General features: G+C 71.9%; 18 protein-coding genes. 11 read left to right on the forward strand and 7 right to left on the reverse strand.

Annotated elements, in window-relative coordinates:
• Positions 1-136 precede the first annotated feature (136 nt).
• On the reverse strand, positions 137-1,366 hold the full coding sequence (locus HJC40_RS27565) for a mannitol dehydrogenase family protein (protein ID WP_250005261.1): 1,230 nt from the start codon (positions 1,364-1,366) through the stop codon (positions 137-139).
• Entirely contained in the window at positions 1,363-2,760 is a 1,398-nt protein-coding gene (gene uxaC, locus HJC40_RS27570; protein ID WP_250005264.1) for a glucuronate isomerase, read from the reverse strand. Before uxaC ends, HJC40_RS27565 begins: the two co-directional genes overlap by 4 nt.
• A gap of 163 nt (positions 2,761-2,923) precedes the next feature.
• Here uxaC and HJC40_RS27575 point away from each other — a divergent pair, with 163 nt between their 5' ends.
• Both HJC40_RS27575 and HJC40_RS27580 read left to right on the forward strand, forming a co-directional pair.
• Positions 2,924-4,255 (forward strand): extracellular solute-binding protein, encoded by a 1,332-nt coding sequence (locus tag HJC40_RS27575; protein WP_250005266.1) that lies wholly within the window; start codon positions 2,924-2,926, stop codon positions 4,253-4,255.
• A complete protein-coding gene (locus HJC40_RS27580) occupies positions 4,256-5,197 on the forward strand; it encodes a carbohydrate ABC transporter permease (RefSeq protein WP_250005268.1) in 942 nt (313 codons plus the stop codon).
• 81 nt (positions 5,198-5,278) lie between these two features.
• Here HJC40_RS27580 and HJC40_RS27585 read toward each other — a convergent pair whose 3' ends face one another.
• Positions 5,279-5,641: a hypothetical protein gene (locus tag HJC40_RS27585; RefSeq protein WP_250005269.1), complete on the reverse strand. Its 363-nt coding sequence runs from the start codon at positions 5,639-5,641 to the stop codon at positions 5,279-5,281.
• Here HJC40_RS27585 and HJC40_RS27590 point away from each other — a divergent pair.
• The 6 genes from HJC40_RS27590 (at position 5,625) to HJC40_RS27615 (ending at position 11,679) form a co-directional block, all read left to right on the forward strand.
• The gene (locus tag HJC40_RS27590) at positions 5,625-6,386 is read left to right on the forward strand and encodes a carbohydrate ABC transporter permease (RefSeq protein ID WP_250005270.1); all 762 of its coding nucleotides are present in this window, start codon (positions 5,625-5,627) and stop codon (positions 6,384-6,386) included. The genes HJC40_RS27585 and HJC40_RS27590 overlap by 17 nt on opposite strands.
• 298 nt (positions 6,387-6,684) lie before the next feature.
• Positions 6,685-7,632, forward strand: a complete 948-nt coding sequence (locus tag HJC40_RS27595; RefSeq protein ID WP_250005272.1) for a Gfo/Idh/MocA family protein — start codon at positions 6,685-6,687, stop codon at positions 7,630-7,632.
• 12 nt (positions 7,633-7,644) lie between these two features.
• Complete coding sequence (locus HJC40_RS27600; RefSeq protein ID WP_250005274.1) at positions 7,645-8,472, forward strand: sugar phosphate isomerase/epimerase; 828 nt, start codon at positions 7,645-7,647, stop codon at positions 8,470-8,472.
• Positions 8,469-9,524 carry a Gfo/Idh/MocA family protein gene (locus HJC40_RS27605; RefSeq protein ID WP_250005275.1) on the forward strand — a complete coding sequence of 352 codons (1,056 nt, stop codon included), beginning with the start codon at positions 8,469-8,471 and terminating at the stop codon, positions 9,522-9,524. Before HJC40_RS27600 ends, HJC40_RS27605 begins: the two co-directional genes overlap by 4 nt.
• Positions 9,521-10,390: a sugar phosphate isomerase/epimerase gene (locus HJC40_RS27610; protein ID WP_250005276.1), complete on the forward strand. Its 870-nt coding sequence runs from the start codon at positions 9,521-9,523 to the stop codon at positions 10,388-10,390. The genes HJC40_RS27605 and HJC40_RS27610 overlap by 4 nt, the downstream gene beginning before the upstream one ends.
• Entirely contained in the window at positions 10,387-11,679 is a 1,293-nt protein-coding gene (locus tag HJC40_RS27615) for a lactate racemase domain-containing protein (protein WP_250005278.1), read from the forward strand. Before HJC40_RS27610 ends, HJC40_RS27615 begins: the two co-directional genes overlap by 4 nt.
• A 21-nt stretch (positions 11,680-11,700) precedes the next feature.
• Here HJC40_RS27615 and HJC40_RS27620 read toward each other — a convergent pair whose 3' ends face one another.
• Positions 11,701-12,705, reverse strand: a complete 1,005-nt coding sequence (locus HJC40_RS27620) for a LacI family DNA-binding transcriptional regulator (RefSeq protein ID WP_250005280.1) — start codon at positions 12,703-12,705, stop codon at positions 11,701-11,703.
• Between the two features lie 114 nt (positions 12,706-12,819).
• Between HJC40_RS27620 and HJC40_RS27625 the strand changes: the two genes are divergently transcribed.
• Complete coding sequence (locus HJC40_RS27625) at positions 12,820-13,830, forward strand: hypothetical protein (RefSeq protein WP_250005282.1); 1,011 nt, start codon at positions 12,820-12,822, stop codon at positions 13,828-13,830.
• 382 nt (positions 13,831-14,212) lie between these two features.
• On the opposite strand, the gene HJC40_RS27630 is transcribed toward HJC40_RS27625, so the two are convergent.
• Complete coding sequence (locus HJC40_RS27630) at positions 14,213-15,883, reverse strand: acyltransferase family protein (RefSeq protein WP_250005284.1); 1,671 nt, start codon at positions 15,881-15,883, stop codon at positions 14,213-14,215.
• A 319-nt stretch (positions 15,884-16,202) separates the two neighbouring features.
• Between HJC40_RS27630 and HJC40_RS27635 the strand changes: the two genes are divergently transcribed.
• A complete protein-coding gene (locus HJC40_RS27635) occupies positions 16,203-16,523 on the forward strand; it encodes a hypothetical protein (protein ID WP_250005286.1) in 321 nt (106 codons plus the stop codon).
• 147 nt (positions 16,524-16,670) lie between these two features.
• Here HJC40_RS27635 and HJC40_RS27640 read toward each other — a convergent pair whose 3' ends face one another.
• Positions 16,671-17,333 (reverse strand): response regulator transcription factor, encoded by a 663-nt coding sequence (locus HJC40_RS27640; protein WP_250005288.1) that lies wholly within the window; start codon positions 17,331-17,333, stop codon positions 16,671-16,673.
• 46 nt (positions 17,334-17,379) lie between these two features.
• Positions 17,380-18,510, reverse strand: coding sequence for a sensor histidine kinase (locus tag HJC40_RS27645; protein WP_250005290.1), 1,131 nt, complete (start codon positions 18,508-18,510; stop codon positions 17,380-17,382).
• A 145-nt stretch (positions 18,511-18,655) separates the two neighbouring features.
• Between HJC40_RS27645 and HJC40_RS27650 the strand changes: the two genes are divergently transcribed.
• Positions 18,656-19,645 (forward strand): carboxymuconolactone decarboxylase family protein, encoded by a 990-nt coding sequence (locus tag HJC40_RS27650; RefSeq protein WP_250005292.1) that lies wholly within the window; start codon positions 18,656-18,658, stop codon positions 19,643-19,645.

The following is a 19,645-nucleotide window of genomic DNA, read 5'->3' on the forward strand; positions in this document are numbered from 1 at the left end:
CCGCTCAGACCCGCCGCCGCCGAACCTGCGAGCCACTCAGAGCCGCCGTCGCGGCAACCAGCCGTCGGAGACCCGCTGCCGGCGAACCTCCAAGCCGCTCGAAGCTCCGTCGCGGCAATCAGGCGTCGTAGACCCGCTACCGGCGAACCTCCGAGCCGCTCAAAGCCTCCGTGGCGGCGATCAAGTCGGTGTCGCCGGCCAGATCGGGCGCGAGCAGGGCGAGGACCTCGCCGACCGAGTGGGCACGCTCGGCGTACGGACCGGCGCCCGCGTCGGTGACCGGGGCGCCGGCGCCGCGCAGGTGGTCGATCCACGCGGCCAGGACGCGGGCGGCGCCGACCGGCATCCGGTCGGCCGCCCGCTCGCCGCGCAGGACCGGGACGACGCGGATGCGCATCTTCTGGGAGCCGTCGGCGGCGATCTGGGCCAGGGTGTGGCGGATGCGCGGGTTGGCGAAGCGGTCCATCAGGGCCGCGCGATAGGCGGTCAGCTCGTCCGCGGGCAGCGGCACGTGCCGGCAGGCCTCGTCCCACCACTGGTCGAGCCAGGCGCGGCAGGTCGGGTCGGCCACGGCTGCGGCGACCGTCTCGTGGCCGAGCGCGCTCCCGGCGTACGCCAGAAGGGAATGCCCGCCGTTGAGCAGCAGGAGCTTGCGGGTCTCGTGGGGGACGACGTCGTCGACGAAGCGGGCGCCGCCTCGCTCCCAGGCGGGACGGCCGGCGGGGAACTCGCCGCTGAGGATCCACTCGGTGTAGGGCTCGGTGATCACCGGCGCGGCGTCGGGCCAGCCGCCGGCCTCGGCCACGTCGCGGATGTCGGCCGGGGTGGTCCGGGGGGTGATGCGGTCGACCATCGTGGTCACGAACGAGACGTTCGCGGTGATCCACTCGTCGAGAGCGGGATCGAGGCGGGCGGCCAGCTCGTGCACGGCGTGGGCGGTGACCTCGCCGTTGCCGGGCAGGTTGTCGCAGGAGACGACGGCGATCGGCCCGGAGCCGGCCAGGCGCCGCGCGGACAGGCCGGTGACGAGGCGGTCGGCGACCACGCCCCCGCTCGCGTAGGCGGCCTCGGTCATGGTGATCGTCAGAACGGCGACCGCCGGGTCGGCGACCAGGGCCCGCCAGGTGGTGGCGTCGCTGCCCGGGTGGGCGGCCACCACGGACGTCTGCACCTGCAGGTCGTCGGTGGACGGACCCCGTACGACGAGGGTGTATCGGCCCTGCTGGCGGGTCAGATCCTCGGCCAGCGCGGCCGACCGCCCGGTGAACGCGGCGATCCCCCACTCCTCGTCGAAGCCGGTGTACCAGGCCTGATGGGCGCGGAAGAAGCCGCCCAGCCCGAGGTGGACGACGCGGACCGGCCTCATAGCTTGAACACCTCTCGGGGCTGGGTGGCCACCAGGGCGGTCAGCGTGTCCAGGGCCTCGTCCTCGTCGAGGCGGTGCTCGGCGACGAGGGTGGCCAGGAAGCCGGCGTCCAGGCGGCGGGACATGTCGTGGCGAGCCGGGATCGAGCAGAACGCGCGGGTGTCGTCGATGAAGCCGGACATCCGGCTGAACCCGGCGATCTCGGTCACGGCGTGCTGGTAGTGCCGGATCTCGCTGGGGTTGTCGAGGAACCACCAGGGCGCCCCGGCGTACACGGCGGGGTAGAAGCCGGCCAGCGGGGCGATCTCCCGGCTGTAGACGTCGGGATCCACGGTGAACAGCACCAGGTGCAGGTTCGGGTGGGTGCCGAACCGTTCGAGCAGCGGGCGCAGCGCGGCGGTCAGCTCCAGGGCGACCGGGATGTCGTGCCCGGTGTCGGGGCCGTGCGCGGCCAGGGTGGCCGGGTGGTGGTTGCGCCAGATGCCCGGGTGCAGGGTCATCACGAGGCCGTCGTCGCACGACATGCGGGCCATCTCGAAGGTCATGTGCCGGCGGAAGGCGACCGCCTCGCGCGGGGTGACCGTGCCGGCCAGCGCGGAGCTGTAGATGCGCTCGGCCTCCCGGGTCTCCAGCGGTTCGGTGCCGGCGTCGAAGTGACCGTGATCGGCCGATACCGCGCCGAGCGAGATGAAGTAGCGCCGCCGCTCCTCCAGGGCCGCGAGGTAGCCCGCGTAGTCGCCCACGTCGCCGCCCAGCTCCTTGACGATCGCGGGCCAGCCGGGGCGGCCGACCTCGAGGTAGCGGTCGGGGCGGAAGGTCGGCGCGATCCGGGTCGGGATCGACTCGTCGTCGCGCAGCGCCCGGTGCGCGGCCAGGTCGTCGGCCGGATCGTCGGTGGTGGCCAGGAACGCGATGTCGAAGCGGGACAGCAGCGCGCGGGGCCGGTGGCTGTCCCGGACCAGCTGCTCGGCGATCTGGTCGTAGAGGGCGTCCGCGGTGGTCGCCGACGGCCGCTCGGTGACCCCGAAGACCTCGGTCAGCGACGACTCGAACCAATACCGTACGGGCGTCCCGCGCAGCAGCGGCCAGTTCGCGCAGAACAGCCGCCAGGCCTCGCGCGCGCGGGTCTCGGGCAGCGGCCCCTCGCCCACCCCGAGGTCGGTCAGCGGGATCCCGCCGGCGTGCAGCAGCCGCGTCACGTAGTGATCGGGCTGGATGAACAGCGAGGTCGGGTCGACGAACGGGGTGTCGTCCAGGATGAGCCGCGGATCCACGTGCCCGTGCGGACTGATGATCGGCAGATCGCGGACCTCCTGGTAGAGGCGGCGGGCGATCGACCGTACGCCGGGATCGGCGGGCAACAGCCGGTCGGGGTGCACTGTGAGGGCAGCCATGCGCCCGAGCCTCATCGGCTGAGCGCAGTGATGGCAATCAGTTGCCAGTTGTTGCCTCAGCGTGCGGGCAACAACTGGCAACTTGTTGCGCGCAGGTTAACGGGCGTCTCACAGTGACCCCCATCACTCCCTCCGGCTAGTAGCTCAGAGGAGACCCCTTTCCATGATGGCAAACAAGCTCACGGCGCTGGCCGGCACGGCGGTTCTGGCGCTCGCACTGGCCGCCTGTGGCGGCGGCGACGAAGGTGGCGGCGAGGGCGGCGACGGCAAGACCCTCAACGTGCTGATCGCGGCCAACACCCAGTACCCCGACGAGTTCGCGGCCTGGCAGAAGGACATCAGCACGAAGTTCAAGGCCCAGACCGGCGCCGAGGTCAAGTTCGAGACGTTCGCCAGCGCCAACGACGAGCTGACGAAGATCCAGACGTCGGTGGTGTCGGGCTCCGGGCCCGACGTCTACGCGGTCGGCACCACGTTCACCCCCACCGCCTACTCCACCGGCGCGTTCGTGAAGCTGGGCGACGAGGAGTGGAAGAAGGTCGGCGGCAAGGAGAAGTTCACCCCGGCCACGCTGGGCATCTCGGGGCCGGACGAGCAGAACCAGGTCGGCATCCCGTGGGTCAGCCGGCCGTTCGTCATGGCCTACAACACCGAGATGCTCCAGGCGGCCGGCATCGACAAGCCGGCGACGACCTGGGACGAGCTGGCCCAGCAGGCCAAACAGATGACCAAGGGCGACCAGTACGGACTGGCGATCGCTTACAAGGACAACTTCGACCCGTGGAAGTTCGTCTGGGGCATGTCCGTGCAGGCCGGCAACCCGCTGGTGGACGGCAAGACCGCGAGGCTGCAGGACCCGACCGTACAGAAGGCCTACGACACGTACTTCGGCTGGCTCACCCGCGACAAGGTGGTCGACCCGGCCGCCGTCGGCTGGACCAACCCGCAGGCCGTGGCCGCGTTCGCCAAGGGCAAGACCGGCTACTTCATGCTGACCACGCCGACCGCTATCAACTCGCTGGAGCAGGGCGCGGTGAAGGGCAAGTGGAAGTTCGCCGTACTGCCGACCGTGCCGCCGGGCGCGACGAGCCGGCCCACGAACGGGGTCGAGGCGGCCAGCATCCTCTCCGGTGACAACCTGCTGATCGCGGACTACTCGAAGAACAAGGACCTGGCCTTCGAGTACGTCAAGCTGGTCACCGACCAGGACACGCAGCTCGACTACTACAAGAAGTTCGGCAACCTGCCGGCCAACGCGGCCGCGCTGCAGACGCTGGCGTCCGACCAGCAGCTGGCCCCGGTGACCGAGGCGGCCAAGAAGTCGGTCGCGACCCCGTTCACCGGCGCCTGGGGCGACATCCAGCTCGCGCTGACCAACGTGGCCGTGCAGTCGCTGCCCGACCTGGGCAAGGGTTCGATCAGCACGCAGCAGATCGACGCCCGGATCGCCGACGCGCAGAAGTCCGCGCAGACGGCGCTGGACCGGGCCAAGTAGATGACGACCCTAGTCCGGCCGCCCGAGACGGCGGCCCCCAAGGAACCGCGGCGCCGCGGCGTGACCGAGCGGCAGCGTCCGCTGTGGCTGCTCACGCCGGGCGGGCTCCTGCTGGTCCTGATCGTGCTGATCCCCCTGGCCGTCGCGCTGTGGATCTCGCTGATCGACCTGGACCAGTACAGCCTGCGGCGCTGGGTCGAGGCGCCGTTCATCGGGCTGGACAACTTCGTCGAGTCGTTCAGCTCGGGCCTGCTCAACTCGATCTGGATCAGCGTCTCGTTCGCGGTGCTGTCCACGATCGCGACCGTGCCCATCGGCATCGCGGCCGCGCTGGTCACCCAGAACAAGTACAAGGGTCGCGCGCTGGTGCGGGCGGTGTTCCTCATCCCGTACGTGTTGCCGTCGTTCGTGGTCGCCACGGTGTGGCGCACGATGCTGCAGCCGGACGGGGTCGTCAACGCGTGGCTGTCCAGGGTCGGCATCGAGGGCGGGCTGTGGCTGACCGGGCCCCGCTCGTACTGGGCGCTGATCCTGGTCGAGATCTGGGCCGCCTGGCCGTTCATCTACCTGATGGCGCTGGCCGCGCTGCAGTCTGTGGACAACGAAGTGCACGAGGCGTCGGCTGTGGACGGGGCGCCGTGGTGGCCCAAGCTGCGCCGGGTGATCCTGCCCTACCTGCGCGGGCCGGTGCTGCTGGCCTGTCTGCTGGCCACGCTCAACCACATCAACAACTTCACGTTGCCGTTCGTGCTGTTCGGGGCGCCCGCTCCGGAGGACGTGAACGTGATGCCGATGCTCGTGTACGTGACCAGCTTCCAGAGCTTGCGCTTCGGCTTGAGCGCGGCCATGGCGGTGCTGTCGCTGGTGCTGATCGCGATTCCGTTGTTCGTCTACCTGCGGGCCGTACGCCTGGACGTCCACGACGAAGGAGGCCGGCGATGAACGACCGCATATCGAACCACGCCGCACGGAACGGATGCGCGCGGGCGAGCCGATCCGCGTCGGTGAGTGGACGTGCACGGATTAGCCGATACACACCGGTGAGCGGATGTGGGCGGGCGAGCCGATCCGCGTCAGTGAGCGGATGCGCACGGGCGAGCCGATCCGCGTCAGTGAGCGGATGCGCACGGGCGAGCCGATCCGCGTCAGTGAGCGGATGCGCACGGGCGAGCCGATCCGCGTCAGTGAGCGGATGCGCACGGGCGAGCCGATCTGTGTCGGTGAGCGGATGGGCGCGCATGAGCCGGTCGGGGGGTGCGCGATGAGCGTTTCCGCTTCGGCCGAGGCCAACCGGCTGTTGCCGCGATGGTTGCTTGTCGTGTTGACGGCATTGCTCGTGTTGATGGTGTTGATTCCTGTCCTGTACATCGTGCTGGCGTCGCTCAACAGCGATGTGGGCGTGGCGTCGGGCGAGTATTGGCCCAGCTCGTTCAGTCTCGACAGCTACACCCGCATCTGGACCACCGCGGACTTGTCCACAGGCATCGTGAACAGCCTCATCGTGTGCGCGTTCACCGCCGTGGCGTCGTCGCTGCTGGGGACGACCACTGCCTACGTGCTGGTGCGCTATTCGTTCCTGGGCCGGCTGACGATCCTGCGCGGCCTGGTCGGACTGCAGAGCATCCCGGGCACGTTGATGCTGCTGCCGGTGTTCGTGCTGTTCTCGTCGGCCGGCAACTATCTCGGCCTGACCGTGATCGGCACGCGGTGGGGGCTGTTCGTCGCGTACCTGACCTTCGCCCTGCCGTTCTCGACCTGGGTGATGGTGACCTATCTGCGCGGGCTGCCCCGGGAGCTGGAGGAGGCGGCCCGGACCGAGGGCGCGTCCACCGTGGTCATCCTGTGGAAAATCATCTTCCCGCTGAGCCTGCCGGCGATCGTCGTGTCCGGGATCTTCGCCTTCCTGCTCGGCTGGAACGACGTGTTGTTCGCGTCGGTGCTCACCCGGCCGGAAACGCACACCGCCGCGGTCGCCCTGCAGATCTTCGGGTCGCAGCAGGAGGGCGGCGCGCTGCCGGTCTACTCACAGATGATGGCGGCCGCCCTGATCTGCGCGGCTCCCGTGGTGCTGCTCTACCTGGCCTTCCAGCGCTACCTCGTGGGCGGCCTGACCGCGGGCGGCGTCAAGTGAGCGTGACCGGCGGCGCTCCTCTCATCACGGCGCGCCGCGAAAAGCCAAGCCGGCGTGCCGGCCACCTTGAGCAGGCGGGGCTCGCCGGGAACGGTCGCCACGCCCGGCGCGCCGGACACCCCCGGACGCCCCGGCACGATGAGCACCCTCAGCACGCTCGCCCTCGGCATCCCCAGCCCAGCTGGCACACTCAGCCCACCGCACATGCTCAGCTCAGCGGGCACACTCAGCCCACCGCACACGCTCGGTCCAGCGGGCATGCTCAGCCCGTCAGGCGGGTCGCGCACGGACTGACGGGATGCCCGCAGTGAGGGCGCCGCGGGTGGCTCTCATCGGGCCGGGGACTGTGTCGGTCGTGCACCTGGCGGCGATCGAGAAGCTGGGAGCCGAGCTCGTCGGGGTGTGTGACTCGTCGCGGGACCATCGTGCGTTTCTTGACGAGACTCGACCTGACGTCGTCCATATATGTACTCCACACGATCAACATGTACACATAGCCGCGGACGCGTTGGAGCGTGGCATTCATGTGCTGCTCGAGAAGCCGGTCGCGCACACCATCGACCAGGCCGAGCTCTTGGTCGCCGCGGCCGGCGACCATCCACAGGTGAAGCTGGGCGTCTGTCTGCAGAACCGCTACAACCTGACGTCGCAGGCGGCCCGGAAGCTCCTGGACGGCGGCGAGCTGGGCCGGGTCGTCGGCGCGTCGGCGACCGTGTTGTGGCACCGCGACGCCGCCTACTACGACGCGCGCCCGTGGCGTTCGGTTCGGGCGCGTGCCGGCGGTGGCGTTCTGATCAACCAGGCCATCCACACCCTCGACCTCTTGCAGTGGCTGGTCGGCGACGTCACCGCGCTGCGCGGGCACGCCGGCCGCTACGGCGGGCTGCCGGGCGACGTCGAGGACACCGCCCACGTGGTGCTCGACCACGACGGCGGGGCGCGCAGCGTCTTCTTCGCGACCGTCACCAACGCCACCGACTCGCCGGTCGCCCTCGAGGTCGTCGCCGAGCACGGCACGCTGCTGCTGCGCGGCGACCTGACCGTGGCGTACGCCGACGGTCGGGTGGAGACCGTGGCCGAGCTCGCCCCGGGCGGCACCGGGCGTTCCTACTGGGGCGCCTCGCACGAACTGCTGATCGCCGACTTCTACCGCTCGCTGACCGACCCGGAACCGTTCTGGATCGGGCCGCGGGAGGCCCTGGCGTCGCAGCGACTGATCGCCGAGATCTATCGAACCACCAGCTGAAGGGCACCGCCGATGTGGACTCTCTCCGGTTTCTCCGACGAGATCTCCCCCGACTTCACCGAGCAGTGCGAGGTCGTCACCGGCCTGGGCATGACGCACGTGGAGGTGCGCAGCGCCTGGGACGTCAACGTCCTGGACCTGTCCCCCGACCAGCTCGGCACGGTGAAGAAGACCCTGGCCGCGTACGACCTCAAGGTGTCCTCGATCGGGTCGCCGATCGGGAAGATCGCCATCACCGACGACTTCGCGCCGCACCTGGACCGCATGAAGCACGCGGCCGAGGTCGCGCGCCTGCTCGACGCCCCGTACATCCGGATCTTCTCGTTCTTCCTCCCGGCCGGCGACGACCCGGCCGCGCACCGGGGCGAAGTGATAGAGCGGATGCGCGCCCTCACCCGCGTCGCCGAGGACGCCGACCTGATCCTGCTGCACGAGAACGAGAAGGAGATCTACGGCGACGTGCCGAGCCGCTGCCTCGACCTGATCCGCTCGGTGGGCTCGCCCTACCTGCGGCTGGCCTGGGACCCGGCCAACTTCGTGCAGGTGGGGGTGCGTCCCTACACCGACGGGTACGCGCAGCTTCGCCCGCACGTGGCCTATGTGCAGATCAAGGACGCGCATCGGGCCGACGGCACCGTCGTGCCGGCCGGGCAGGGTGACGGCGAGGTGGCCGAGACGATCCGGGCGCTGCGCCACGACGGCTTCGACGGGTTCTTCTCGCTGGAGCCGCACCTGGCCGCCGGGCACGCCACCGGCGGGTTCTCCGGGCCCGACCTTTTCCGCACCGCCTGGCGGGCCTTCACCGGCCTGCTCACGACCGAGGGGATCGAGTACGCATGAATCCGAAGTTCGCCATCGTCGGCGCCGGGGTGATCGGGCGTCAGCACGGGCTGGTCACGAGCCAGCTCACCGACCGGCTGGAACTGGTCGCGGTGGCCGACGTCGTCCCCGACCGCGCCGCCGCCCTGACCGCCGAGCGGGGCGGCCGCCCGTACGCGTCGCTGACCGAGGCCCTCGCGGCCGAGGAGATCGACGTGGTGGTGGTGTGCACGCCGACCGGGCTGCACGGCACCGTCGCGATCGAGGCCCTGGACGCCGGCAAGCACGTGATCATCGAAAAGCCGGCCGAGGTCACGGTGGCCAGGACCGACGAGATCATCCGGGCTCGGGACAAGGCCGGCACGCTGGTCACGGTCATCTCCCAGCACCGCTTCGACCCGTCCACCGAGAAGACCCTCGCGGCCATCGCGGCGGGCGAGTTCGGGCGGGTCAGCTCGGGCATCGCGGCCATCGACTGGTGGCGCGGGCAGAGCTACTACGACTCGGGCGACTGGCGGGGCACCTGGGAGCTCGACGGCGGGGGCGCGCTCATGAACCAGGGGGTGCACACCGTCGACCTGCTCGTGGCCGCTCTCGGCCGCCCGGTGGAGGTCTTCGCGTACACGGGCACCCTGGCGCACGAGCGGATCGAGGTGGAGGACGTGGCGACCGGCGTGGTGCGGTTCGCGTCGGGAGCGCTCGGCGTGCTGCACGCGACCACCTCGGCGTACCCGGGGCTCAGTGCCCGTCTGCAGGTGCACGGGGACCGCGGCTCGGCGGTCATCGACAACGACCAGCTCGCGTTCTTCCACGCCACGCCGGTCGGCCAGGACATCGAGGAGCGGCTGATGGGCACCACCCGGGTCACCTCGGGCGGCGGCAGCGGCGACACGGCCGGCAGCAACCCGGGGCAGCTGTCCGACGCGCACCGCAGTCAGTACCTCAACTTCCTGGACGCCCTGGCCGGCCGGGCCGAGCTGCGGGTCGACCTCGAGACCAACCGGCAGTCGATCGCGGTCATCACCGGGGCGTACGAGTCGGCCCGCACCGGGAAGCCGGTGAGGCTCGGATGAACCGGATCGCGGCCAACCCCATCCCGTACTGGGCCACGGCCGGCAAGACCCGGGAGGTGTTCGACGAGGCGTTCGCGGACTTCCACGCCATCGGCTTCACCGCGGTCAAGGCCGACGTGCCCGACGACATGACCGCCGAGCAGTACCGGGCCTGGATCGGCGGGTACGGGCTGGCGCCGTCGCTGAGCCTGTTCAACTCCCCCTTCGACGACACTGTCACCGAGGCGGGCGAGGTTGAGAAGGCCCGGCGGTTCGCGGCCACGCAGGTCGCGCTCGGCCTGGACCGCACGATGGTCTCGTCGATGGCCGTACCGGCCCGGATCGAGCGACCGGCGGTCGGCGCCGGCTTCGACGAGGGGCGGCTGAGCCGGGCCGTGGACCTGTGCGGCGCGGTGTGCCGGGCACTGGCCGAAGAGGGACTGCGGCCGCTGCACCACTCGCACGTCGGCGGGGTCTTCGAGACCGAGGACGAGATCACCCGGCTGCTCGACGACCTCGGGCCGGACGTGATCGGCTTCGGCCCGGACACCGGTCATCTGCGCTGGGCCGGCATCGACCCGGCGCCGTTCATCCGCCGCTACGCCGACCGGCTCGGCGGCATCCACATCAAGGACGTCTTCCCTGATCACCTGGCCGACGGCGCGGGCAGCGGCTCGTACCGGGAGAAGACGGCCTCGAAGCGGCTCTGGGCCGAACCCGGGCTCGGGGTGGTCGACTTCGACGCCGTGCTCGACGCCATCCCGGCCACCTACGACGGCGACTTCATGATCGAGGTCGACGAGCCGTCGGTGGAATCGAAGCTGGAGTCGCACCGTCTGTCGTTCGAGTGGGCGCGCAAGGCCCTGGCGGGCAGGATCAGGGAATGACTTCCGCTGTGATCGGGCGGGCCGCCCGGGTGGGCGGCGCCGACCAGGTGCTCACCGAGGCCGAGGTACGCGAGTTCGTCGGCGCGCGACTGGCCGGGCTCGACGTCGACGGGCGCAGCGTCTGCGTGCTCGTGCCCGACGCCACCCGGACCTGCCCGTTGCCGCTGCTGGTGGGGGCCGTGCACAAGGCGCTGCACGGCCGGGTGTCCCGGTTGACCGTGCTCGTCGCCCTGGGGACGCACGGCGCGATGACGGCCGAGGCGCTGGCCACGCACGTCGGCGTCCACCCGGGCACCGAGGTGATCAACCACGAGTGGTGGGACCCGGCCACCTTCGCGGACCTCGGTACGATCCCCAGCGCGCGGATCGAGGAGCTGTCGGGCGGGCGGATGAGCGGCGACGTGCCGGTCCTGCTCAACCGGGCCGTCGTCGAGCACGACATCGCGATCGTCGTCGGCCCGGTGCTGCCGCACGAGGTGGTCGGCATGTCCGGCGGCAACAAGTACTTCTTCCCGGGCGTCGCCGGCCAGCAGATCATCGACGTGTCGCACTGGCTGGGCGCGCTGATCACGTCGGCCGAAATCATCGGGACGACCGGGCTCACCCCGGTCCGCGCCCTGATCAACGACGGCGCGGCGCTGATCCCGGCCGAGACGTACGCCTTCTGTGTCGTCACCGCCGAGACGCCGGACGACCCCGACGTACCCGGGCTGGCCGAGGGCGACCGCAGCAGCGCGCTGCACTCGATCTCGTTCGGCGACTGCGTGGCGTCGTGGGCCAGCGCCGCCGAGATCAGCGCCGCGACCCACGTGACGTATCTGGACCGGCCCGTGCGGCGGGTCTTGTCGATCGTCCCGGCGATGTACGACGAGATCTGGACCGGGGCCAAGGGCTTCTACAAGGTCGAACCGGTGGTCGCGGACGGCGGCGAGGTGATCCTGTACGCGCCGCACATCACCGAGATCGCGACGAGCCACCCGCAGATCCACGAGATCGGCTACCACTGCCGTGACTACTTCGTGAAGCAGTGGGACCATTTCCGGCACATCCACTGGGGCGTGCTGGCCCACTCGACCCACCTGCGCGGAGCGGGCACCTACGACGCCGAGACCGGTGTGGAACGGCTGCGGGTGCAGGTCACCCTGGCCACCGGCATCCCCGAGGAGGTGTGCCGCGCAGTGAATCTCGGCTACCGCGACCCGGCGACCATCGACCTCGCCGCGTTCACGACCGACCCCGGGACCATGGTCGTGCCCCGGGCCGGCGAGGTGCTGTTCCGGCTGCGCTGAGCGGCCTTACCCTGGCGCCTTTCAGCGCGGCCGGGCGCCGGGCGGGCGGACCCGGGCGGTCGAGTCGCGCACCACCAGGCGTACGGGAAGGACGAGCGGACGGCCGCTGGGCTTGGCTCCCTGGGCCACGGCGATGCAGTTCTGCATGCCGGTGAAGCCCATCCGGTAGAGCGGCGACGCGATGGTCGTGAGCTGCGGCTCGACCAGCTCGTCGAAGATGATGTTGTCGAAGCCGACGACGCTGACCTGCTCCGGAACGGCCACCCCGAGCCGGCTCAGGCCCTTGACGATGCCGATCGCGAGCTGGTCGTTGTAGGCCTGCACGGCCGTCGAGTCGCTCTCGACCACGCGGTGGGCGGCGCTCAACCCGGCCAGCACCGTCGGCTCGTACGGTCCCAGCCGCCGGGCCTCCAGGCCGAGATCGGCCGTCGACTGCCGCAACGCCCGCCACCGTACGCCGTCCGACCAGCTCGTCTCCGGCCCGGCCACGTACGTGATCCGGTCGTGCCCGAGCGACGCCAGGTGCTCGACGGCCCGGCGGATGCCCCGCTCGGCGTCGTTGAGCACGCAGCTGGCCTCCGGGATGATCCGGTTGAGCAGCACGACGGCCTTCTGCTTGGCCACCATGCGCAGCGCCGAGTCGGTCATCCGCGAGCTCGCGATCACCACGCCGTCCACCTGAGCCAGCTCCTGCTCGATGGTGTGTCGCTCGACCTTGGGAGACTCGTTGGTGTGCGACAAGATCAGCTGGTAACCCGCCTCCCGCGCGGCCTCGTACGCGCCCTTGATGATGTCGCCGTAGAACGGGTTAGTGACATCGGCGACGACCAGCGCGATCGCGTGCTGCACGGCGCCGCCCCGGGGCTGAAGGGCGATCGCCGACCGGTAGCCGAGCTTCTCCGCCGCCTCGAAGATGCGCTTAGCGGTGTCCGCGTTGACCCGCCCCGGACGCGCGTAGGCCCGCGACACGGTCGAGGCCGCCACCCCCGCCTCGCGCGCCACGTCGTAGATCGTCGGGCGACTCATGACCAGGATGTTAAGTCGGTCATCGTTCGCACAACAGCCCTCGCCGTCGCGGCCACCTCCGCGCTGCTCCTCGCGCCCCCGGCCGCCGCCTCCGCCTCGGCCGCACCGGCCCGGGTGTGCGCCATCCGCGACGAGCGACTCGACGAGCTCTCCGGCCTGGTGGCCACCGCCGGCGGCTACGTCGCCGTGAACGACGGGTCGGACGTCGCCGACCGCCGCCGGATCTTCTTCCTGGACGGTTCGTGCCGGGTCACGCGCACAGTGCGCTACCCCTCAAGGCCCCGCGACACCGAAGATCTGGGCCGCGCGGCCGACGGCACCCTGTGGGTGGCCGACATCGGCGACAACAGCGGCATCCGTACGACGGTCGCGCTGTGGAAGCTGACACCGGGAGCCGCCCGCCCGGTCCTGCACCGCCTGGCCTACCCCGACGGCGCCCACGACGCCGAGGCCGTGTTGGTGCCGCCGACCGGCAACCCCGTCGTCGTCACCAAGAGCGGCGGAACGGCCGGGATCTACGTCGTGCCCGGCCCGCTGCGACCGGGGTCGACCGCCGCGCTGCGCCGGGCCGGCGAGGTCACGGTGCCGCTGACCAGCACGAGCAACCCGTTCTCGTTCCTCGGGCGGGCGGTCGTCACCGGCGGGGCCACCTCACCCGACGGCCGCCACGTGGTGCTGCGCACCTACGCCGACGCCTTCGAGTACGACGTGACCGACGGCGACGTGGCCGGAGCCCTGAGCGGCCGGCCGCGGCAGATCGCCCTGCCCGACGAACCGCAGGGCGAGTCGGTCACCTACAGCGCGGACGGGCGCTCGCTGCTGACCGTGTCGGAGACCTCGGACGAGCCGGCGGGGACCCGGCCGGTGATCCTCCGCTATCCCCTGCCCGACCGTCCGGCCGCCGCCGCACCGGGGAGCTCGGCGCCGGCCGCCGGGTCGCCGTCTGCGCCGACGGTCGATCCGCCGAGCGCGCCGGCCGCGGGTTCGCCGTCGGCTGCGGTGGCTGGATCGCCCGTCGCGGGGAGGTCGTCCTTCAATTACCTGGCCGTTGTCGCCGGGGCAGTCGTGGTGATCGGGGTGGCGCTCGCGGCGATCCTGGTCCGCGGGCGCCGCCGGCGGGGATGACGACCGCGCTGGATGTCCCGCTGCTTGTTGGCCGATCGCTTCTGCTTGCTGCCGGCGCTCATCCACGGCGCCGCCACACCGCTGCGCCTGGCCGCACCGCACCGCTGCGCCCAACCACACCGCTGCGCCCCGCTGTGCCCCGCCGGACCGCATCGCTGTGCCTCGGCCGCACCGCTGCGCCCGTCACACCGCCTAAAACATCCTAGGAGGCTAGGTTGAGCATGCTGGCGACGAGACGTTTTCACCCGCAGGCACAAGCACCGGCCGCAGGCGTCGGAGTAGCCACGCCGCGGCGAAGCGGCTGGCAGCCGCCAACATTCCGGTCATGACCACGATGTCGGCGGCTGCCACGACTGTCGCCCGGTGGCAGCCGCGACCCGTCTCAGACGGGCGGATTCTCCGGTGAAAGACCTTGGACGCGGGCGACGCCGCGCACCGCGCTGCCCGGCGTGGGGGGCACCGCGCTACCCGGCGCGGGAGGCACCGCGCTACCCGGCGCGGGAGGCACCGCGCTACCCGGCGCGGGAGGCACCGCGCTACCCGGCGCGGGAGGCACCGCGCTACCCGGCGCGGGAGGCACCGCGCTACCCCGAGCGGAAGGAACCGCGCTACCCCGAGCGGCAGGCGCCGCACTACCCGCGGGCGGCGCGAAATCCCGGGCCGCCGGGGACGGCGGGCCGACGTGGACGGGCGCGCTGCCGCTCACCGGCGCCGCGCCCCCGTAGGTGCCGCCAACCGCGGCGACGCCGGAAGCGGCGCCGGCCACCGGCGCGATTCCCGAGGCGGGCCCGGCCGACCGCAACTGCTCCGTCGGCGCCGATGCGGCCGCGGGAAGGTCGACGCCGGCGGAGTCAGGCTGCGCCGAGGCGCCGGCGGCCGGGCTGACCGGCGTACCCGGGGAGGCCGCGACCGGGCCGAGCACCGCGACCGGGGCGCCGGCGCCGGCCAGGGCCGGCGTGGCGGCGGGCCAGAACGAGGCCTTGCGCTTGGCCGAGACGTCCTCGACCCAGCCGAAGAGCAGCACCGCGCCCAGCACCAGGACCGCCTCGAGCACGAGCATCCAGACCACGTACTGGAAGGTCGCCCACGGCACCTCGTAGTGCTCGAGCACCAGCACGCCCACCGAGATGAGCGGGAAGTGCCACAGGTAGATCGTGATGGCCCGGGCGTTGATCACGCGGACCGACTCGGACACCCACTTCCAGCTGGCCCGGTCGAGGACGGCCAGGGTGGGGCGGAAGCGCAGCACGATCAGGACGAACGCCAGCGACCACAGCGTGCGGGCGATCGGCACCTCGTTCAGGTCGAAGCCCCAGTCGGAGCGGTGGGTGAACAGCCAGTAGAGGCCCACGCCGCCGACCGCGGTCACCACCGCGACCCAGGCGGCGGCCGGCAGCCGGTGCAGGCGGCCGTCGCGGTGGGCGAAACCGGCGATCCAGCAGGCCGCGTACGTGACGAAGTCCCACATGATGCCGTCGATCGGGTCGGGCAGGCGGAACCCGGTCAAGGTCAGCGCCGCGAGCGCGGCCAGCGGCAGCACCACCATGGCCCAGCCGAGCTTCTTGTAGGCGAAGTACAGGAGCGGCGACACCAGGACGAAGATCAGGTACGCGCGGAGGTACCAGAGCACCTCCCAGAACGGCTCACCCCACGAGCTGCCCGGAGGGTCCTCGAGCGGGAACAGCCAGAAGATCAGGTTGAGCTTGTGCAGCGGGTGGTCGGGGTCGGTGGTCGACCAGCCGTGCCAGAACATGATCGGCAGGGCCACCGCGGCGAAGGTCCACAGCGCGGGCAGCAGGCGGCGGATGCGCGACCAGACGGCCTTGCGCGCGCCGGCCTTGGACAGCGACGCGGCCATCAGCGAGCCGGCGATGGCGAACATGACGCCCATGGCCGGCAGCACGTAGGTCAGCCAGGCCCAGCCGAACGCGTGATAGACCACGACCCGCACGATGGCGAGTGCACGGAGAGTGTCGATGTACCGGTTGCGAGGCGGCCTGGGCGCCGGTGGCGCCTCGGTCGCGGGCACGGCCGTAGCGGTACTTGCAGTCATGGGGTGAGCCTCCGCCACGGGGTCGTGATCACACAGCTCTCGTACTCGATCATGGCGGCGACCTGCTCGGAAACCACCGGATGCGGCCGGGCAGCCGTCCGTCCGGTCAGGTTCGGATGGCCGACCGGTAGCCTGTTTTCACCGCTGTCGACCCAGCTCGGCTGCCCCACCCGGCGTCGGCCGACCCGCAGAGCGCCATCACGCACTGTGACAGTGACCACAACGGCCGCCCGGGCTGGACACCGGCGCCGGCGGACCGGGCTCAGGTCGTACGCGGCTGCGAGCTAAAAAGTGTCGTACCCCCGGGCTAGGTTCAACGATGAGTTACGGCAGTCCCATCGGTCCCACTGTCGAGGAGGAGATCACGATGAAGTCCTTTCTGACCGCCGCTCGCGCCGAAGCCCTGTTCACGAGCCCGATCGCCACGGGCAGCCGACCCTCGTTCGACGTGGTCGACGACGCCATCCGCATAGCGGTGCGTGACCATCAGGGCGTCCGCGGTTGCGCGGCCGACGTCGCCGGGGAGTACGGCGACCATCCCGAGCTCGCCGCCCCTCGCATGCGCTGGGCCCGCCGCCTGGTCGAGGAGCTGTATGCGGCCCGGCCGGGCCACCGCCGCGGCTGGGCCCTGGTGGCATAGCGGGCACGCCCTAAGCGGTGGTGGCGATGCCGCCGTCGACGGGGATGATGGCGCCCGTCTCACCCGATCGCCAGGCCCTCGATCTCCTGGCCGGCTGGACCAGCTCGACGGCACTCGAGCACTGAGTCACCGGCCGGGCGCGGATGGTCAGCGGCGGCGGGGCGTCACCAGCCCCGACTCGTAGGCCCAGACGACGAGCTGGGCGCGGTCGCGGCAGTGCAGCTTGGTCATCGCGCGGTTGATGTGGGTCTTGGCGGTCAGCGGGCTGATCACCAGGCGGCCGGCGATCTCCTCGTTGCTCAGCCCGCGGGCGACCAGTTCGACCATCTCCTGCTCGCGGGCGGTCAGCACCTCGCGGCCGGCCGCCGGGTGGGTGGGCGGCCGGGTGCTGACGAACTCGCTGATCAGCGTCCGGGTGACGCCGGGGGCGAGCAGCGCGTCGCCCCGGGCCACGACGGCGATGGCCTGCAGCAGATCGGCCGGGTCGGCGTCCTTGAGCAGGAACCCGCTGGCCCCGGCCCGCAAGGCGGCGAAGACGTATGCGTCCAGCCCGTAGTTGGTGAGCATGAGGACGCGGACCTCCGCGAGGGCGGGGTCGGCCGCGATGCGCCGGGTGGCCTCGATGCCGTCGAGGACCGGCATCTGCACGTCCATCAGCACGACGTCCGGCGTCAGCCGCCGGGCGAGCTCGACCGCGCCTCCGCCGTCGCCCGCCTCGCCGACGACCTCGAGATCGTCCTCGGCCTCCAGCAGGGCCCGGAACCCGGCCCGCATCAGCGCCTGATCGTCGGCCAGCACCACCCGGATCATGCGGCACCGCAAGCCATTCGGCCGCCGTGGGCCGGTCCGAAGGGGATCACGCGATGCCGTCCAGCGGGAAGGTGGCCCGTACGGCGAAACCGCCGCCGTCGCGGTGGGCTGCCCGCAGGGTGCCGCCCAGCCCGGTGACCCGTTCCCGCATGCCGTTGAGCCCCACGCCCGGCGTCACCGGCCGGGCCGCCGTCGCCTGCCCGTCGTCGGTCACCGACACGGTCAGCCGGGCCGGCGCGTAGTCCACGTGCACCTCGGCGGTGGCCGCCCCGGCGTGCCGGGCGATGTTGGTGAGGGCCTCCTGCACCACGCGGTAGCCGGCCCGGTCGACCTCGGCCGGCAGGTCCGCGGGGGCGCCGGTGACCGTCAGCCGCACCGGAACCCCCGCCGCCCGGGTCCGTTCGGCCAGTTCGGCCACGCGTTCCAGCCCGGCCCGGTCCGGATCAGACGGTGTGCGCAGGACCTCCAGCGTCTCCCGGAGCTCGCGCATGGCCGCCCCACCGGCCTCCTGGATGGCCAGCAGCGCGGCCGACGGCTCCTCGCCGTGCTTGCGGGCCAGGTGGACGGCGATCCCGGCCTGCACCTTGATCACCGAGATGCTGTGGGTGAGCGAGTCGTGCAGGTCGCGGGCGATGCGCAGGCGCTCCTCCCCCGCGCGCCGCAACGCCACCTCCTCACGGGTCTGTTCGGCGTCGGCCGCCCGCTGCTCGACCTGCTTCAGGTAGGCCCGGCGCTGCCGCGCGACCAGCCCCGCCACGTTGGCCGCGACGAACCAGCCGAGCAGCAGCGTCGTGCGTTCGACGACCTGGTGGCCGGGCCGGCCGGCCGGTGCGGCCGAGACGTCGTACGCGAGGAAGCCGCCCAGGAAGGCCAGGCTGGTGACCGCGGCGGCCGCCCGGTGGCCCCGCCACGCGGCGATGTAGACGGTCGCGAGGACGGCGAACGCGGCCGACACCCCGGCATGCACCCGCACGTGCAGGGCCAGCATGGACGCGGCCACGACGAGCAGCGCGGGCACCGGGACGCGGCGGCACACCCCGAGCGCCGCCGCCATCAGCACGACGAGGGCGACGTCGAGGGTCCGCACCGGACCGGCGTCCGGCGCGAGGGCCGCGTTGCCCAGCAGGAAACCGCCGAGGACGACGCCGCCGAGGAGGTAAGGCAGATCCGGGCGCACCTTGGCACTGTAGGACGGCCGGCCCGCCGGTATCGTCCCGCCGGCGCGGTAGATCGGGCGTACTGCGGCCGCGGTATCCGGTCCCCGCGAAGTGCCTGCGGTGGCGGGACGCTTTCCCGGGCCGCCGGGCCGAGCATCGATTCCCATGACATACCGTTTCTTCACCCCCTCGCTCGCCCGGGCGGCCACCGGCTCGACGGCGGAGGTCTACCGCCAGCTGCGCGAGGACTTCCTCGGACCGCTGCCGACCTTCCAGGCGCTCTCCGCCGCGCCCGAGATCCTGGCCCCGGCCTGGGCGCTGATGCGGGAGGCGCTGCTCGCGGGCGGCGCCTCGCGGGTCGAGCGCGAACTCGTGGCCTCGGTGGTCTCGCGGGCCAACCGGTGCCGGTTCTGCGTCGACGCGCACGTGACGCTGCTGCACGCCCTCGGGGAGCACGGGCTGGCCGAGGTCATCGCCCGGGGTGATCCGCCGCCGCGGCCCCGGCACGCGACGCTCGCCGCGTGGGCGGCGGGCAGCCGCAGCCCGCGTGCCTCGCGATGGTCGAGCCCCTACTGTCCCGAGATCACCGGCACGCTGCTGGCGTTCCACTTCATCAACCGGGTCGTCTCGGCGCTGCTCGCCCCGGATCTGCTGCCGGGCGGCCTGCAGCGGTTCCCGGCGGTGCGCACCGCCGGCGGCCGGTTCTACGCCCGGACCGTACGGGAACCCAAAGAACCCGGTCGCAGCCTGGCGCTTCTCGACGGCGGCGCCGCGACACCACCGGCGTGGGCCGGGGACAGCCCGGTCGGCGTGGCCTATGCGGCGTTGCGCGAGGCCGCCACGGACGGCGGCGAGCTGCTCAGCGAGGCCGCCCGCCACACCGTGGCCGCCACGGTGAGCTGGGCGGACGGGCGGCATCCGGAGCGGCCCGCCGAGTGGGCGACCGACCTGGTCCGCGATCTGCCGGGCCGCGACCGCGTGGGCGCCCGGATCGCGCTGCTGGCGGCGTTCGCCCCGGCCGCGATCACCCCGGGCGACGTCGCCCTGCGCCGGCTCACCCATCCGTCCGACGCCGATCTCGTACGGCTGGTCGCGTACGGCGCGATCGCGGCCACCGACCACGTCGCCCGGGCCCTCGACCCGGCTCACCGTTAG

The sequence above is a fragment of the Actinoplanes sp. M2I2 genome (assembly GCF_023544445.1).
In the GTDB taxonomy this organism is placed as follows: Bacteria; Actinomycetota; Actinomycetes; order Mycobacteriales; family Micromonosporaceae; genus Actinoplanes.